The sequence below is a fragment of the Saccharopolyspora sp. NPDC003752 genome (assembly GCF_053605825.1).
In genome coordinates this window covers 24,082-39,746 of the sequence record NZ_JBSGJZ010000003.1, presented here as the reverse complement: position 1 = coordinate 39,746, position 15,665 = coordinate 24,082, and the positions used below count along the sequence as shown (strand labels likewise).

16 protein-coding genes are annotated in these 15,665 nt (G+C 71.8%); 4 read left to right on the top strand and 12 right to left on the bottom strand.

Annotation, left to right across the window (positions count from 1 at the left end; translation table 11 throughout):
• Positions 1 to 30: 30 nt before the first annotated feature.
• Entirely contained in the window at positions 31 to 786 is a 756-nt protein-coding gene (locus tag ACWEV3_RS05340) for a DeoR/GlpR family DNA-binding transcription regulator (protein WP_452612695.1), read from the top strand.
• Entirely contained in the window at positions 779 to 1,927 is a 1,149-nt protein-coding gene (locus ACWEV3_RS05335) for an MFS transporter (RefSeq protein ID WP_452612694.1), read from the top strand. The genes ACWEV3_RS05340 and ACWEV3_RS05335 overlap by 8 nt, the downstream gene beginning before the upstream one ends.
• An 87-nt stretch (positions 1,928 to 2,014) precedes the next feature.
• Here the strand turns inward: ACWEV3_RS05335 and ACWEV3_RS05330 are convergent, their stop codons facing one another.
• From ACWEV3_RS05330 to ACWEV3_RS05315, 4 genes are all read right to left on the bottom strand, one after another.
• Positions 2,015 to 2,893, bottom strand: coding sequence for a LysR family transcriptional regulator (locus tag ACWEV3_RS05330; protein ID WP_452612693.1), 879 nt, complete (start codon positions 2,891 to 2,893; stop codon positions 2,015 to 2,017).
• 175 nt (positions 2,894 to 3,068) lie between these two features.
• A complete protein-coding gene (locus tag ACWEV3_RS05325; RefSeq protein WP_452612692.1) occupies positions 3,069 to 4,391 on the bottom strand; it encodes an alkyl sulfatase dimerization domain-containing protein in 1,323 nt (440 codons plus the stop codon).
• 162 nt (positions 4,392 to 4,553) lie between these two features.
• The gene (locus tag ACWEV3_RS05320; protein WP_452612973.1) at positions 4,554 to 5,345 is read right to left on the bottom strand and encodes a nucleotidyltransferase domain-containing protein; all 792 of its coding nucleotides are present in this window, start codon (positions 5,343 to 5,345) and stop codon (positions 4,554 to 4,556) included.
• Positions 5,346 to 5,472: 127 nt separating this feature from the next.
• Positions 5,473 to 6,384 carry a branched-chain amino acid transaminase gene (locus ACWEV3_RS05315; RefSeq protein WP_452612691.1) on the bottom strand — a complete coding sequence of 304 codons (912 nt, stop codon included), beginning with the start codon at positions 6,382 to 6,384 and terminating at the stop codon, positions 5,473 to 5,475.
• A 127-nt stretch (positions 6,385 to 6,511) separates the two neighbouring features.
• On the opposite strand from ACWEV3_RS05315, the gene ACWEV3_RS05310 reads away from it, so the two are divergent.
• Both ACWEV3_RS05310 and ACWEV3_RS05305 read left to right on the top strand, forming a co-directional pair.
• Positions 6,512 to 7,843: an aminotransferase-like domain-containing protein gene (locus ACWEV3_RS05310; RefSeq protein ID WP_452612690.1), complete on the top strand. Its 1,332-nt coding sequence runs from the start codon at positions 6,512 to 6,514 to the stop codon at positions 7,841 to 7,843.
• 199 nt (positions 7,844 to 8,042) lie between these two features.
• Positions 8,043 to 8,417: an FKBP-type peptidyl-prolyl cis-trans isomerase gene (locus ACWEV3_RS05305; protein ID WP_452612689.1), complete on the top strand. Its 375-nt coding sequence runs from the start codon at positions 8,043 to 8,045 to the stop codon at positions 8,415 to 8,417.
• A gap of 288 nt (positions 8,418 to 8,705) precedes the next feature.
• Here the strand turns inward: ACWEV3_RS05305 and ACWEV3_RS05300 are convergent, their stop codons facing one another.
• From ACWEV3_RS05300 to ACWEV3_RS05265, 8 genes are all read right to left on the bottom strand, one after another.
• Positions 8,706 to 9,149 carry a PH domain-containing protein gene (locus ACWEV3_RS05300; protein WP_452612688.1) on the bottom strand — a complete coding sequence of 148 codons (444 nt, stop codon included), beginning with the start codon at positions 9,147 to 9,149 and terminating at the stop codon, positions 8,706 to 8,708.
• Positions 9,146 to 9,643 (bottom strand): 6,7-dimethyl-8-ribityllumazine synthase, encoded by a 498-nt coding sequence (gene ribH, locus ACWEV3_RS05295; protein ID WP_452612687.1) that lies wholly within the window; start codon positions 9,641 to 9,643, stop codon positions 9,146 to 9,148. The genes ACWEV3_RS05300 and ribH overlap by 4 nt, the downstream gene beginning before the upstream one ends.
• A complete protein-coding gene (locus ACWEV3_RS05290) occupies positions 9,640 to 10,938 on the bottom strand; it encodes a bifunctional 3,4-dihydroxy-2-butanone-4-phosphate synthase/GTP cyclohydrolase II (protein WP_452612972.1) in 1,299 nt (432 codons plus the stop codon). Before ACWEV3_RS05290 ends, ribH begins: the two co-directional genes overlap by 4 nt.
• Positions 10,938 to 11,585, bottom strand: coding sequence for a riboflavin synthase (locus ACWEV3_RS05285; protein ID WP_452612686.1), 648 nt, complete (start codon positions 11,583 to 11,585; stop codon positions 10,938 to 10,940). The genes ACWEV3_RS05290 and ACWEV3_RS05285 overlap by 1 nt, the downstream gene beginning before the upstream one ends.
• 16 nt (positions 11,586 to 11,601) lie before the next feature.
• Positions 11,602 to 12,645, bottom strand: coding sequence for a bifunctional diaminohydroxyphosphoribosylaminopyrimidine deaminase/5-amino-6-(5-phosphoribosylamino)uracil reductase RibD (gene ribD / locus ACWEV3_RS05280; RefSeq protein WP_452612685.1), 1,044 nt, complete (start codon positions 12,643 to 12,645; stop codon positions 11,602 to 11,604).
• A 75-nt stretch (positions 12,646 to 12,720) separates the two neighbouring features.
• The gene (gene rpe / locus ACWEV3_RS05275; RefSeq protein WP_132494221.1) at positions 12,721 to 13,401 is read right to left on the bottom strand and encodes a ribulose-phosphate 3-epimerase; all 681 of its coding nucleotides are present in this window, start codon (positions 13,399 to 13,401) and stop codon (positions 12,721 to 12,723) included.
• A gap of 137 nt (positions 13,402 to 13,538) precedes the next feature.
• Positions 13,539 to 14,933, bottom strand: a complete 1,395-nt coding sequence (locus ACWEV3_RS05270) for an amino acid permease (protein ID WP_452612684.1) — start codon at positions 14,931 to 14,933, stop codon at positions 13,539 to 13,541.
• Between the two features lie 294 nt (positions 14,934 to 15,227).
• On the bottom strand, positions 15,228 to 15,644 hold the full coding sequence (locus ACWEV3_RS05265; RefSeq protein WP_452612683.1) for an OsmC family protein: 417 nt from the start codon (positions 15,642 to 15,644) through the stop codon (positions 15,228 to 15,230).
• Between the last annotated feature and the right edge of the window lie 21 nt (positions 15,645 to 15,665).

Below are 15,665 nucleotides of genomic sequence, written 5' to 3'. Positions count from 1 at the left end.
TTCGCACATCTTTCTTGTTCGATTGAACCCGTGGAGAGTTCGGAACGAACTTCGGCGATCATCGAGCGGCTGCGGCGGGCGGAGCGGGTCACGGTGGCCGAACTGGCCGAGGCGACCGGTTCGTCGGAGATGACCATCCGCCGCGACCTCGACCAACTCGCCGAGCAAGGCGTCCTGCGGCGGGTGCGGGGCGGCGCGGTGAGCTTCCTGCGCGGCCACTCCGCGCCGTTCCCGCTCCGCGAGCGCGACGAGACCGGGACCAAGAAGCAGCTGGCCGCGGCGGTCGAGGAGCTGATCGCGGACTGCGAGTCCGTGATCATCGACTCCGGCACGACGACGCTGGAGGTGGCCAGGCGGCTCGCGCACCGCCGGATCACCGCGATCCCCCTCGACCTGCACGCGGCGAACGCGCTGAGCGGCGCGCCGCAGGTCGACCTGCTGATGCCGGGCGGGCGGACGAAGCCGGGCGAGCTGTCGTTCATCGGCCACCTCACCGAGATGTCGCTGCGCGCGTTGCGGGTGGACACCACGATCCTCGGCGTGTGCGGGCTTTCCGCGACGCACGGCCTGACGGCGCACGACCTCGAGGAAGTGCCGGTGAAGCAGGCCGCGGTGGCCGCCGCGCAGCGCGTCGTCGCCGTCTGCCACGGCGCCAAGTTCGCCCGGACCGGCCTGGGATTCGTCTGCCCGATCACCGACATCGACGTGATCGTCACCGACCGGGCCGCGCCTGCGGACGCGCGCGCCGAGCTGGTCGCGGCGGGCGTGGAGGTGCGCGTTGTCTGAGGCGATCGTCGCCGTCCCGCAGCGGGCCCGGTGGGCTGTGACGGCTTACTTCGTGATCACCGGCGCGGCGCTGGGCACCTGGACGGCGCGGATCCCGGCGATCAAGCAGGACCTCGGCCTCGACGACGCGCAGGTGACGCTGGCGCTGTTCGCGGTCGCGGCCGGCTCGGTGCTGGCCATGCAGATCGTCGGGCACCTCGCCGACCGCCTCGGCAGCGCGCGGGTGCTGGGCCCGGCGGGCATCGCGATGTCGGCGAGCCTGCTGCTGCCCGGCATCGCCGGGAACCTCCCGGCGCTGGTGGCCGCACTGCTGCTGTTCGGCGCCGGGCACGGAACCGTCGACGTGGCCATGAACACCCACGCGATGCAGGTGCAGCGGCGGTACGGGCGCCCGATCGTGAGCACGTTCCACGCGATGTTCAGCGTCGGCGGCCTGCTCGGCGCCGGAGCCGGCGCGCTCGCGGCTCATGCGGCGATCGGCGCCGGCGCGCACTTCGCGCTCGTCGCGGCCGCGCTCGGCGTGGTGTCGGTGATCGCGCGGCGCGCGCTGCTGCCCCCGGAGGCCCCCGCGGCCGGGAATCCGGTGCGGCAGCGCGGGATCTCGCCGGGCATCTTGTTCCTGGGCGTGCTGGCCTTCTTCTGCTCGCTGGGCGAAGGCTCGATGGCGGACTGGTCGCCGCTGTACCTGCACGACGTCCTGCAGACCAGCCCGGCGGTCGCGGCGACCGGCTACGCGGTGTTCTCCGCGACGATGGCCGTGTTCCGCTTCCTCGGCGACTTCCTGGTCGCCCGGCTCGGACCGGTCGTCCTGGTGCGGTGCTGCGGCACCGTCGCGGCCGTGGGGCTCGGTGGCGCGCTGGTGCTGCACCACCCGGTGGCGGCGATCATCGGCTTCGCCCTGTTCGGCATCGGGCTGTCGTGCATCATCCCGCAGGTGTTCAACGCGGCGGGCAACCGCGATCCGAGCCGAAGCGGCCGGGATCTCGCGCAGGTCAGCACGCTCGGCTACGGCGGCCTGCTCGCGGGCCCGGTGGTGATCGGCCTGGTCACCAGCTGGACGGACCTGACCACCGGCCTCGCGATCCCGGCGGTGCTGGCCGCCTTCGTCGCGCTCTCCGCCGCCGCGGTCCGGCCCCGCTGAGCCGCATCTGGTTCCGCGTTCGGTCCTTCGCCGCGAACGCTTTCCGGCCTGGCTGATCACGTTCCGCCGCCCGAGTCGATCGCCGGGCTACTCGTCGCGCTCCAGCAGCGCGATCAGGGCCTCGGCCGCCGGGGACAGCGGACCGGGGCGGTGCACGACGCCGACTCGCATCCGCACATCGGTCCGAAGTGGACGGACCACCGCGCCCTGCTCGCGGGCCTGGTGGACCGTCTGCCCGGCGACGACCGCGACGCCCACCCCTGCGACGACCAGCGGGATGGCCCCGCTGTTGGCGGTGATCTCGACGGCGGCGACCGGGCTGCGGCCGGTCTCCTCCAGCACCTCCTCCAGCAGCGTCCGCCAGACCGTCCGGGGCGGGCTGGTCACGAACCGCTGGTCGACCAGCGCGGCGGGCTCCAGCGGGCCCTCGTCGTCGGCGAGCGGGTGGTTCGCGGGCAGCGCGATGTGCAGCTCGCGGCTGGCCAGCTGCCTGGTGTGCAGGCCCTCGCCGCCGGTGATCGGCAGCGTGCACAGGCCGAGCTCGCAGGTCCCGGTGCGCACGGTGCGGCCGATCCGATGCCAGTTGGGCGGCTCGATCATCCGCACCGCGACCTGCGGGTACTGGTGGCAGAACGCGGCCACCACCGCCACTCCCCACCCGCTGAGCAGGTGCTGGACGACGAGGTCGAGCCGACCGCCGGAGAGCTCCCGGACCGGCTCCACGGCGGAGGCGACCTCGGCCAGCCCGTGCACCACCCGCCGGGCGGGTTCCAGCGCGGCCTGCCCCGCCGCGGAGAGCACCAGGCCGCGCCCGGTGCGGTGGAACAACTGCGTCCGCAACTCCCGTTCGAGCCCGACGATCGCCTGCGACAGCGACGGCTGGGAGACGTGCATGGCCTCGGCGGCCTTGGTCATGGTGCCGTGCTCGACGACGGCCAGGAAGTACCGGAGTTGACGCGCATCCACACCCATCACGTTAAGCCGCCGACCACCGACCCAACCCCAACCAGCCCCCGCCCGCCGAAGTCCCACCCCCTCCTCCGGGACCCCGCCCCTCCGAGGTCCGCAATTTCCATTGAAATTGAAGCTCCAATTTCAATGGAAATTGCGGGACTCCTCGCGTCCGGTGGGGTGGGGGCCGTCAGATCGCCCAGCGGGTCTTGCCCTTCGACGCCTCCGCCACCTCGTCGAGCACGCCGGTGCCGCTGACCCGGCCCCTCGACTCCGCCGCCGCCCAGGAGAAGACGCCGCGCGACATCGTCGACAGCTCCTGCTTGGCGCGCTGCGCGTAGATGTCGGCGCGGACCTCGTGCACCGCGGTGTCGTCCGGCTCCGCCTGGACCGCGAACTCGACGAGGTGGCAGGCCAGCCGCAACTCCCCCGCCGCCGCAGCGGCTTTCGCGCGTTCGGTCAGCGCCGCCGCGCCGCCGGCGAGTTCGGCGAGCGCCGTCGCGAGCTGCGCGTCCGGGGCGGGCTTGAGGTGCGCCGGGTTCCCGTCGTACCAACCGCCGTAGAGCCGCCACACGTTGCGCACGACGAACTCCGGCTCGTCGTACACCGGCCGCAGGTACGGCTTGTCCGCGAGGTGCTCCGGCGGTCGCACGGCGTGCACGATCTCGTCGAGCCGGGCTCCGCGGTTCATCAGCTCCAAGGCCTGCTCGACGAGGCTCTCCAGGTATTCGGCGGTGTCCAGCAGCGCGGTGCGCACCCGGTCCGCGCCGACGATGGGAATCCCGTGGCCGGGCAACAACATCTCGGCCCCGAACCCGGCCATGTGCCGCAGCGCCTGCGCCCACTCGCGGGGGTAGCGCTGCACCTTCTGCGGGTTCCCGGCGTTCGGCGTGACCCAGATGAACATGTCGCCGGTCATCAGCACCCGCTGGTCCGGCAGGTAGGCGTAGGTCGCGTCGTCGGTCTCGCCCTTGCCGTGGTGGAGCCGGACTTCGCGGCCGCCGACGGTGAGCGTCATGGTGTCCCGGTAGGTGACGTCGGGATACCGGTAGTCGAGCGGCCAGCGGGAGTCGGCGCGCTGGAACTGCCGCTGGTTGATCACCTCGTTGTAGCCGCTGGTGAGCTTGTAGCGGTCGAACCGGGCGACGACCGCCTCGTGCCCGACGACGACCGGCCGGGGCCGCCCCAGCTCGTCGGCCTCGGCGTCGAACGGCCCGACGCCGAAGACGTGGTCGATGTGCCCGTGCGAGTACACCGCGTAGCGCAGCGGCAGGTCGCTCCAGGCGCGCACGGCGGCGTGCAGCCGGGCGCTGAACCGCTCGTGGCTGGTGTCGAACAGCAGCAGCCCGTCCTCGCCCCGGACGGCCACGACGTTGCCGAAGGCCGGGAAGAGGGCCACGCCCTCGGCGAGTTCGATGACGTGCCCGTCCTGCCAGCGGCCCTTCTGATAGTCGGCCGTCGTCGCCTCGCCGCGCCAGACCTCGTCGCAGTACGCCAGGAAATCCTTCGCCATCACGGCTCCTTTCCGCCGCGGCCATCCTCTGCGGCGGAGCCCCTGCGGGTCCAATACGCGTTTCCGCCCCCGCGGATAAGACCGCCCTATAACGACAGGCCCGGACCCTCTCGTGAGCGTTTTGGAGCGCCACAGCACTCCAAAACGCTCACGAGCCACGGGCTACCTGGCTTCGGATACCGCCGCGTCGCACAGGGCGTGGGCCTCGTCCACCGCCTCGACCAGCGTCTGCGCCGTCAGCCCGGCCACCACCCGGTCGACGTCCCGCAGGCCCGCCCTGGTCAGCAGGCGCTTCTCGTTGGTGACCCACTCGCCGCGGGCCGCGAGCACCCCGTGCGCCGCCTGGCAGGCGGCCTGCGCGATCAGGCCCGCCGTTTCCGCGAGCCGGCCGTGCGGCGCGTGGTTCGCCCGCGCGTAGGCCAGGCCCATCGACGCCTGCCCCCACCAGACCGCGGGCGCGGCCTCGCGGAGGGCGTCCGGGTATTCCGGCCTCGGCAGCTCGCCGTGCAGCACCCGGTTGATGGCCATCTCGGCGACCACCAGGTAGCTGGGGATGCCCGCGAGGTGGAACATCAGCGGCTGCCACTGGAACCGGCCGGCCCGGGCCTCGGCGAGCTCGTGCTCCACGACGTCCAGGTCGCGGTAGTGGACGTCCACGTGGCGGCCCTCGATCTGCAGCCACGCGCCGCCGTTGAACACGCCGCCGCCCCACTCGCCCAGTTCGGAGACCTCCCCGGGCCACCCGACGTCGCGGAGGTCCTGCGGATCGAAGCTGCCGCGGTAGTAGATCGCGAAGTCCCAGTCGCTGTCGGCGTGGTGGATCCCCTGGGCGCGCGAGCCGCCGAGGCTCACCGCCCGGACCCCGGGCAACGCGGCCAGCCGGTCCGCGACGCGGGCTTCGAACTCGGCATCTTCCAGCACTTGATCAGACTCCTTCGGCGATGCGACCAGCATCCGCGCGACGGGCCGTTTCCGCCCGTCGCGCGGCGAATCCCGCTCGGGCGCGGTTCGCCCGGCGGGTCCTGCGTCCACCGTCAGGAGTCCATGCGGCAGAGGTTATCAGCCGCACGGCGGAAGTCGATCAACCGACGAAGGTCAGCCAGTGCCGGTAGCGCTCGTCCGCACCGGTCATCGCCGCGGTGAAGGCGTCGCGGATCTTGCGCGTCACCGGGCCCGGCTCGCCGATCTCGCGGTTGTCGACCGCGCGGACCGGGGTGACCTCCGCCGCGGTGCCGCAGAGGAACATCTCGTCGGCCGAATACAGGTCCGAGCGCAGCAGGTTCTCGCGGCGCACGGTGATGCCCAGGTCGGTGGCCAGCGTCGTGACCGAGTCCTGGGTGATGCCTTCCAGCGCGCCCGCGCTCGACGGCGGCGTGTAGAGCACGTCGCCGCGCCGGACGAAGATGTTCTCGCCGGAGCATTCGCTGACGTAGCCGTCGGTGCTCAGCAGCACCGCTTCGTCGTACCCGGCCTCGCGCGCCTCCAGCTTGGCCAGCGCGGAGTTCAGGTACGGGCCGGTGGCCTTGGCGGCGGTCGGCACCACGGAGGGATCGTTGCGCCGCCAGGAACTCGTCATGAGCCGCACGCCGCTGTCGCCGCCGTCGAGGTAGGCGCCCCACTCCCAGCTGGCGATCGACATCTGCACCGGCGCGCCGGTCGGGTCGACGCCCATCACGCCGTAGCCGAGGTAGGCCAGCTGGCGGACGTAGCAGGAGCGGTGCCCGTTGGCCCGCACCAGTTCCAGCGTCGCCTCGCGCAGCTCTTCCTTGCGGTGCGGCAACGTCATGCGCAGCATCTTGGCGCTGCGGAACAGCCGGTCGAGGTGCTCGTCGAGCCGGAACAGCGCCGGCCCGTCCGCCGTGGCGTAGGCGCGGATCCCTTCGAAAACGCCGGTGCCGTAGTGCAGCCCGTGGCTGAGCACGTGGACCTGGGCCTCGCGCCACGGCACCAGCGCGCCGTCCATCCAGATGTATTCCGCCTCGGTCAGCGCCATCGCCATCCCCTTCACCAAAGTGGCATATCTCGCGATGTGGGACAAGCCACTTCGCGGCCACTTGGCACGCTACCAAGTGGCCAGTTCATCCACTAGTGATTAATCCTCCCTGGTGCAGAATGGCCGCATGCCGAGTGCCGATGTGGACCAATTCGCCGCGCTGATCCGCGACCGGCTCCGCCACGGGAACGGCCCGCTCAGCCGCCGGCTGGCGGCCGCGCTGACCGACCTCGCGCGCACCGGCGCGCTCAGCCCGGGCACCCGCCTGCCGTCCGAGCGCGACCTCGCCCGGGTGCTGGAATGCAGCCGCGGCGCGGTGGCCGCGGCGTTCAACGCGCTGTTCGAGGAGGGGATCTGCGAGCGCAGGCACGGCAGCGGCACCTACCTGGCCGCCGCCGGGCGGGAGTCGGCGATGGGCCGGCTGCTGCGCCCCGGTGCGGTGTTCGCCGACCTGTCCACCTCGGTCGTTCCCGATCCGTCGCACCTGCGGGTGCCCAAGCTCGACCCGGCCGCGCTGCTGAGCACGCCGAGCAGGCACGGCTACGACCTGCCGGGCGAGCCGGGCCTGCGGGAACTCATCGGCGGCGAGCCGCTGATCACCGGCGGCGGGCAGCAGGGCATCGACATCGCGACCCGCTGCCTGGCCCGCCCCGGCGACGCCGTGCTGGTCGAAGACCCCACCTACACCGGCGCGCTCGCCGCGATCCAGAGCTGCGGGGCGCGGGCCGTCGCCGTGGCCACCGACCGGCGCGGCATGCTGCCCGACGCGTTCCGCGACGCGATCGAGCGGCACCGGCCCGCCTTCGCCTACGCGCAGGCGGTGCACAACCCGGCCGGAACGGTGGCCGACGCCGATCGCGTCGGGGAACTCGCCGGGATCGCGCGCGGCGCCGCCCTCCCCGTCGTCGAGGACCGCACGCTCGCCGAGCTGGTGCACGAAGGACCGCGGCCCGGCCGGTTCGCCGACGAGCACCCGCACGGCGCGGTCGAGGTGCATTCGCTGTCGAAGGTGCTGTGGGGCGGCCTGCGGGTCGGCTGGCTCGCCGCGCCGGAACCGCTGCTGTCGCAGCTGACCGAGCTCAAGCAGACCAGCGACCTGGCGACCGGCACGGTCGGGCAGCGGTTCGCGGCGGAACTGCTGCGGCACAACGACTTCGCGACCTGGCGAGCGGAACTGGCGCGCCGCCGCGACCACCTCGCCGGCATCCTGCGCAACCACCTTCCACAGTGGACTTGGGAGCGGCCCGCGGGCGGCCTGTCGCTGTGGGTCCGGTTGCCCGGCACCGACACCGACCGCTTCGCCGAGCTCGCCAGGGACAACGGCGTGGCGGTGGCGCCCGGCTCGCTGTTTGCGGCCGACCGCGGCCACCGCGACCGCCTGCGCCTCAGCTTCGCCCTCGGCCCGGAGCTGCTCGACCAGGCGGTCGCCGTGCTCGCCCGGACCTGGGAACAGCCGTGAACCAGGTTCCGCCTGCACAACACCCGTGAGCGTTTTGGGGCGCTATAACGCCCCAAAACACTCACGGGCGCATCCACCTCGGAACATCCGTCCACCCTGGAACGATGCCCGGGCGAGTGTGCTCCACACGGGACCGTCCGGGACAATTCACCGGCAGCCGTTGCACGACGCTGCGCACCACCGATCGAGGAGAACGCACGTGAACAAGGAAAAGCCGCAGGTCGCCAAGCCGACCGGCGCGCCGCCGGCGGACCTGGTGATCGAGGACATCGAGGTCGGCGAGGGCCCCGAGGCCAAGGCGGGCGACCAGGTCGCCGTGCACTACGTGGGCGTTTCGCACAGCACCGGCAAGGAGTTCGACGCCAGCTGGAACCGCGGCACTCCGCTGGAGCTGCAGCTCGGCGCGGGCCAGGTCATCGCGGGCTGGGACAAGGGCCTGCAGGGCATGAAGGTCGGCGGCCGCCGCAAGCTCACCATCCCGCCGCAGCTCGCCTACGGCGACCGCGGCGCGGGCGGCGTGATCGCGCCCGGCGAGACGCTGGTCTTCGTCTGCGACCTGGTCTCGGCCGGCTGACGACCGAGAGCGCGGTGGCTTCCCGTTCTTCCTGAAATCGGGAAGCCACCGGCCCGCACCAAGCGTTCACGGCGCCCCCGGAAGGCCGCTCCAGAGTGGCGCCGCCCGGGCTCGTCCCGAGGGTGCCCGGTGCCTGACATCGGTGGCGATTTCGCGCGAAATCGCCATCCCGCCCTCATGTGAAGTGGCGATTTCGCGCGAAATCGACGCCTTGGACGCAGGCTCGGCACCGGGAAATGAAAGGGCGCCTCCGCCGGGTTCGTCCGGTCGAAGGCGCCACCACGCCGCTCAGTTCGCGGCGTCGACCTCGCGGCGGAGTTCGCGGAGCTCCCGCATCGCCTTGATCGCCCGCTCGCCGTCGGACGCCTGGATCGCCATGATCGGCACGTACTCGTCCTCCGGCAGTTCCAGCCGGGCCCACGAGGCGCCGTCCGGGAAGGTGACGGCCTGCACCAGCGGCCACGAGAAGCGCTGCGTGCCGATGATGTTGCGGACCTCCACGCCGTCGGCGTCGGCGCGCAACCGCGGCCGGGTCAGCAGCATCACGCCGCCGCCCAGCAGCAGGCCCAGCGCCACCATCGCCACCTGGTCGGACACCGAGAAGATCACGCCGGTCGGGGTGTTGCGCAGCAGCAGCCCGACCACCGCGAACGTCAGCACCAGCACGACAGCGATCGGGATCGCAATCCGCCGCACCTTCCGCGGCCGGACCTCCACCCGCTCGGCACTCACAAGAAACCCCGTTCCCCGTCCCAGCCGCGCAGCTCCCGCAGCACCAGCGCCGTCTCCAGCGCCGCCGCGGTCGCCTCGAAGCCCTTGTCCTCCACCGAGTCGTCGAACCCGGCCCGGTCTTCCGCCTGCTGCATGGTGTCGCAGGTCAGCACGCCGTTGCCGACGGCCGTGGACTCGTCCAGCGCCACCCGGGTCAGGCCCTGGGTGACCGAATCGCAGACGTACTCGAAGTGCGGCGTGCCGCCGCGGATCACCACGCCCAGCGCGACCACCGCGTCGTGCTGGTGCGCCAGCTGCTGGCAGACCACCGGCAGCTCGATCGAACCGGGCACCCGCACCACGGTGGGCTCCGCGATGCCCGCTTCCTTCGCCGCCGCCAGCGCGCGGGAGAGCATCTGCTCGACGAGCCGCTCGTGCCAGCGGATCGCGGCGATGCCCAGCCGCAGGTCACCCGCCTTCGGCACGCTGATCCGCGGTCGACCCTCGCCACTCATGCCGTAACTCCAGTCTCGCCGTTGATCGAGGAATCTTCCCCGTCGTCGAGATTGTCCAGCACGTGCCCCATCCGGTCGCGCTTGGTGCGGAGGTAGCGGATGTTCTCCGGGTTCGGGCGGATCGGCAGCGGCACGCGGTCCACGATCCGCAGCCCGTAGCCCTCCAGCCCGACCCGCTTGGCCGGGTTGTTGGTGAGCAACCGCATCGACTTGATGCCCAGGTCGCACAGGATCTGCGCGCCCTGCCCGTAGTCGCGGCTGTCGACCGGCATGCCCAGCGCGACGTTGGCGTCCACGGTGTCCGCGCCGTCGTCCTGCAGCTGGTACGCCTGCAGCTTGTGGATCAGCCCGATGCCGCGACCCTCGTGCCCGCGCATGTAGAGCACCACGCCGCGACCGGCCTCGGCGACCTTGGCCATCGCCGCGTCCAGCTGCGGGCCGCAGTCGCAGCGCAGCGAGCCCAGCACGTCGCCGGTCAGGCATTCGGAGTGCACCCGGACCAGGATGTCCTCGCCGTCGCCGATCTCGCCGTAGACCATCGCCAGGTGCTCGATGCCGTCGATGGTGCTGTCGTAGCCGAAGGTGCGGAACGTGCCGTGCGGCGTGGGGATGCGGGCCTCGGCGACGCGCACCACCTGCTTCTCGAAGCGGCGCCGGTAGGAGATCAGGTCGGCGATGGTGATCAACGCCAGGTCGTGCTCCTCGGCGAAGACCTCCAGCTCGTCGCGGCGCGCCATGTCGCCCTCGGACTTCTGGCTGACGATCTCGCACAGCGCGCCGGCCGGCCGCAGCCCGGCGAGGCGGGAGAGGTCCACGGCGGCTTCGGTGTGGCCGGGGCGGCGCAGGACGCCGCCGTCGCGGGCGCGCAGCGGCACCACGTGGCCGGGCCGGGTGAGGTCCTTGGCGGTCGACTCCTCGCCGGCCAGCACGCGCAGCGTCTTGGCGCGGTCAGCGGCGGAGATGCCGGTGCTGACGCCTTCGGCGGCGTCGACCGTGACGGTGTAGGCCGTGCCCTTGCGGTCCTGGTTCCAGTAGTACATCGGGGGCAGGTCGAGGCGATCGCAGTCCTCGCCGGGGAGCCCGACGCAGATGTAGCCGGAGGTGTAGCGGACCATGAACGCCACGAGTTCCGGCGTCGCCTTCTCCGCGGCGAAGATCAGATCGCCTTCGTTCTCGCGGTCCTCGTCGTCCACCACGACGACCGGGCGCCCAGCCGCGATGTCGGCCAGTGCGCGCTCGATGCTGTCGAAACTTTTCGTGCTCACCGTGTTCGCGACCTCGTCCTCGGGGTTCATCACCGCGCCTCCCTGACGCCGCCATTGTCCCCCGAACGGGCCTGCGCACCATGGGCCTGGTGGTCCAGTTGCGCGGCGGCGAGCCGTTCCAGGTGCTTGGCCAGCACATCCACCTCGATGTTCACTTCGTCACCCGGCTCGCGGAAGCCCAGCGTGGTCAGCTCCTTGGTGGTGGGGATCAGCGCGATGCTGAACTCTCCGTCACCGGCCTCGACCACGGTCAGCGACACCCCGTCGACGGTGATGGAGCCCTTCTCGACCAGGTAGCGGGACAGCCGCCGGGGCAGCTCGAAGCGGGTGAGCCCGTCGGCGTCGGTGCCGCGCAACACCGCGGTGCCGTCGACGTGGCCCTGCACGATGTGCCCGCCGAGCCGGTCGCCGAGCGCCATCGCGCGCTCCAGGTTGACCCGGTCGCCGGCCGCGATGCCCTTCAGCGAGGAGCGGCGCAGCGTCTCGGCCACGACGTCGGTGGTGAACCGCCCGTCGCCCACCGTCACGACGGTCAGGCACACGCCGTTGACGGCGATCGAATCGCCGTGCTTGGCGTCCCCGGTGACCACCGGCCCCGCGATGGTCAACCGGCTGCCGTCGGCCAACGGCTCGACCGCCTCGATGGTGCCGAGCTCCTCGACGATCCCGGTGAACACCTGCTGCCTCCTCGCACTACCCGCCTTGGGCGCCCGGCCGGCCGTCCAACGGGACCGCGCTGATCCGGACGTCGGGGCCACTCATAGTCGTCTCTTCGACTGTCAACCGCCATGCTTCCGAGATGCTTCCCACTCCCGCTTCCCCGAGCGCGGCCGGGCCGGCGCCCAGCAGCAGCGGCGCGACGTAGGCGAGCACCCGGTCCACGCAGCCGGCGGCGATGAACGCGCCGGCCAGCCGCGGCCCGCCCTCCAGCAGCACGTCGACGACGCCGCGGCCGGCGAGCGCGGCGAGCACCGCGGCCGGGTCGCCGCCGGGCAGCTGGATCGTTTCGGCCGCGTCGTCGAAGACCTTGGCGGCGCGCGGGATCTCGCGATCGCCGACGACGACCCGCAGCGGCTGCCGGGCCTGCAGCGCGCCGTCCGGTGTGCGGGCGGTGAGCTGCGGGTCATCGGCGAGGACCGTGCCGGTGCCCGCGATGATCGCGTCCACCTGCGCGCGGAATCGATGCACCTCGGCTCGGGATTCGGCGGAGCTGATCCACTTGCTGGTGCCGTCGGCGGCGGCAGAGCGACCGTCCAATGTGGCCGCGTACTTCCAGGTGACGTGCGGCCGGCCGGTCCGCGCGAAGTGCAACCAGGCCCTCAGCGGGCCCCTCGCCACCTCGTCGGCCAAGAATCCACTGTGGACATCAATGTCCGCGGCGCGCAGCACGCCGGCGCCACCGGCGGCCTGCGGGTTGGGATCGGAGGCCGCGTGCACCACGCGCGCGATCCCGGCCGACCGCAGGGCATCCGTGCAGGGCGGCGTCCGGCCGGTGTGCGAGCACGGTTCCAACGTCACCACGGCGGTGCCGCCCCTGGCCCGCTCCCCCGCCGCGCGGAGCGCGACGACCTCGGCGTGCGGACCGCCCGGCGGCTGCGTCGCGCCGATGCCGACGACCTCGCCGTCGGCGGCCAGCACCACGCAACCCACCGGCGGGTTGGGGCTGGTCGTGCCGCGCACCTGCTCGCTCGCGGCGATCGCGGTGCGCATCGCCTGCTCCTCGGCGCGACTGACCATCGGTTCCCCTCCCCATCCCGCAATTTCCATTGAAATCGAATCTTCGATTTCAATGGAAATTGCGGAGGAACTACATCACTGCCGGGCGTGGGCGAAGTTCGGGGCGGCCTTGGCGCGCAGGGCCTCGATCGCCTTCGCCGGGTCGTCGGCGTTGTAGACCGCCGAACCCGCCACGAAGCAGTCGACACCGGCCTCCGCGGCCTGCTCGATGGTGTCGGCGTTGATGCCGCCGTCGATCTCCACCACCAGGTTCAGGTGTCCCGTGTCGACCAGCTCGCGGGCCTTGCGGGCCTTGTCCAGCACGTCGGCGATGAAGCTCTGGCCGCCGAAGCCCGGCTCCACGGACATCACCAGCAGCGTGTCGTAGTGCTTGAGGACCTCGACGTACGGGTCCAGCGGGGTGTTCGGCTTGATCGACAGGCCCGCCTTCGCACCGGCGGCGCGCAGGTCCTTGGCGATCGCGATCGGGTCCTTGGCGGCCTCCACGTGCACCGTGACGTTGTAGGCGCCGGCCTCGGCGTAGCCGATGGCCCAGCGGTCCGGGTCCTCGATCATCAGGTGGCAGTCGATCGGGATGTCGGTCGCCTTCAGCAGCGACTCGACCACCGGCAGGCCCAGGGTCAGGTTGGGCACGAAGTGCGCGTCCATCACGTCCACGTGCAGCCAGTCGGCGCGCACGCCGGGCGCGCCGTTCACGGCGGCCATCTCGTCGGCGAGGCGGGCGAAATCGGCGGACAGGATGGAGGGCGCGATCATCGGCTGGTTCGACACATGCGCGAGTGTAAATGCCTGGTGCGGCGGGTCGCGCAAGCGCCCTCGCGCTCCCGCCGCTCACCCGATCGGCGGAGCCGCTGGAGGGCACCCGTCCCACGGCCGGCGCCCTCCAGCGGTGCTCACTCCGATCGCGCGGCGCTGCGGCGCCGGACGACGTAGTACGCCACGCAGAGGATCAGCACGAACGGGACGCCCGCCTTCCAGGCGGTGTTGAACTGCTCGGTGAACGGCGTGGTCAGCAGCACCGCCGCTACGAACAGCATCGCCAGCACCGTCGTCACCGGGGCTCCCGGCAGCCGCACCGGTGACGGCGGCAGGCCCTCCAGTGCCCGGCTGCGGCGGAACACAAGCTGGCTGGCGAAGATCATCAGCCACACCACCAGCGCGCCGAACAGCGCCAGGCCCAGCAGCATCGGGAACGCGGTGTCCTCGGCGAACACCGACAGCGACGCGGCCAGCGCCAGCCCGGCCGCCGACAGCACCAGGGCGCGCCGCGGCACGCCGTTCTTGCTGACCACGGCGAACCACTTCGGCGCATAGCCGTCCAGGGCGAGCGAGTGGGTCATGCGGGCGGTCAGGTACAGGTTCGTGTTCATCGCCGACAGCGCGGCGGTGAGCACCACGAAGTTCATGATCCCGGCCGCGGCGGGAATGCCCACGATGGTGAACAGCCGCACGAACGGGCTCTCCGTGATGTCGCCCGACGACGAGGCCTGGTTCCACGGCAGGATCGAGACGACCACCAGCATGCCGAGCACGTAGAACAGGCCCAGCCGCAGCACCATGCTGCGTGCCGCGCGCGGCACGTCCCGGCCGGGGTTGCGGGACTCGGCCGCGGTCATCGAGACGGCCTCGGTGCCCAGGTAGGAGAACGTGACCACGGTCAGCGCCAGCCACACCGCGCCGATGCCGTTGGGCAGGAACCCGCCGTGCTCGGTCAGCGCGCCGACGCCGGCCGGCTGCTGACCCGGCAGGCCGAAGACGATGTAGACCACGCCGAGCAGCACGAACACCACGATCGTGACGACCTTGATCATGGCGAACCAGTACTCGAACTCGCCGAAGAAGCGCACCGCGGCGACGTTGATCGCCAGCATCAGCACCGAGAAGACCACCACCGGGATCCACAGCGGCAGCTGCGGGTACCAGAACTGCATGTACAGCCCGGCCGCGATGACCTCGCTGCCGATGTTGACCACCTGCGCGGCCCAGTAGATCCAGCGGGACACGAACCCGGCGAGCCCGCCGAGGTACCGCTTGATGACCGCCCCGAACCCGCCGGCCTCGGGGTGCACCACGATCATCTCGGCCAGCGCGTAGGCCAGGGCGAGCGCGGCGAACGCGGCGACCGCGTAGGCGATGATCACGGCCGGGCCGGCGATGGAGATCGCCAGGCCGGACCCGAGGAACAGCCCGGTGCCGATGGCGCCGCCGATGGCGATCATGCCGACTTGGCGCCCGGAGAGATCTCTGCGCAACCCGGACTTCTGCGCCGGTGCGGTCTCCTGTGCCACTGTGTTGTGCCTCCCACTCGTCGCGCACCAGCTGCCGGGTGCGCGACGAGCACCTTACGACGCAGCACCGGCGTGGAACGCGTCAGTTGCACAGTCTTGACATCCTCTCCGGCCTGAAGGCGCGGAGATTCCCGGACACGGATGTCCAGGTGGTTCGCGGAACCGCCTCCCGACTCTCGTCGGGGACTCGACCTTCGTGGTCTGCCCGCGCTGTACACCGCCCGTCCGGCGGCATCGCTGCCGGCTTGGTCGTCACCGACAGCGACGCCGATCTTACCGGTAGTGCGGCCCGCGTCAGCGCGGAAGGGTCAGCTCGATCGGGGTGCCCTCCTCGACGGAGCGGCTGACGGTGCAGTACTTCTCGATCGCGCGCCGCACCGCGTCGACGACCTTGCCGCGCTCGCCGTCGTCCTCGATCCCGCTGAGGTCCACGTCGAAACCGACCTGGACCGAGGCGAACTTGTGCTTGTCCTCCGGGACCTTGGTCCGGTCGGCGTGCACCGTCACCTTCGCGTCCTCCCCGAGCCGCCGGACCAGCAGGTTCTCGCTGGTGACCGCGGAGCAGGCGGCGATGGCGGCGAGCAGCAGCTCGCCGGGGGTGAACGCGTCGGGCGCGTCCTCGCGGCCGATCGTCACCTCGCCGCCGCGCGGGTTGGTCGCGGTGAAGGTGTGCGGACCGGTGCGGGTCACTTCGACCGGAGTGGAAGACATTCGTACCACCTGACGTGAGTT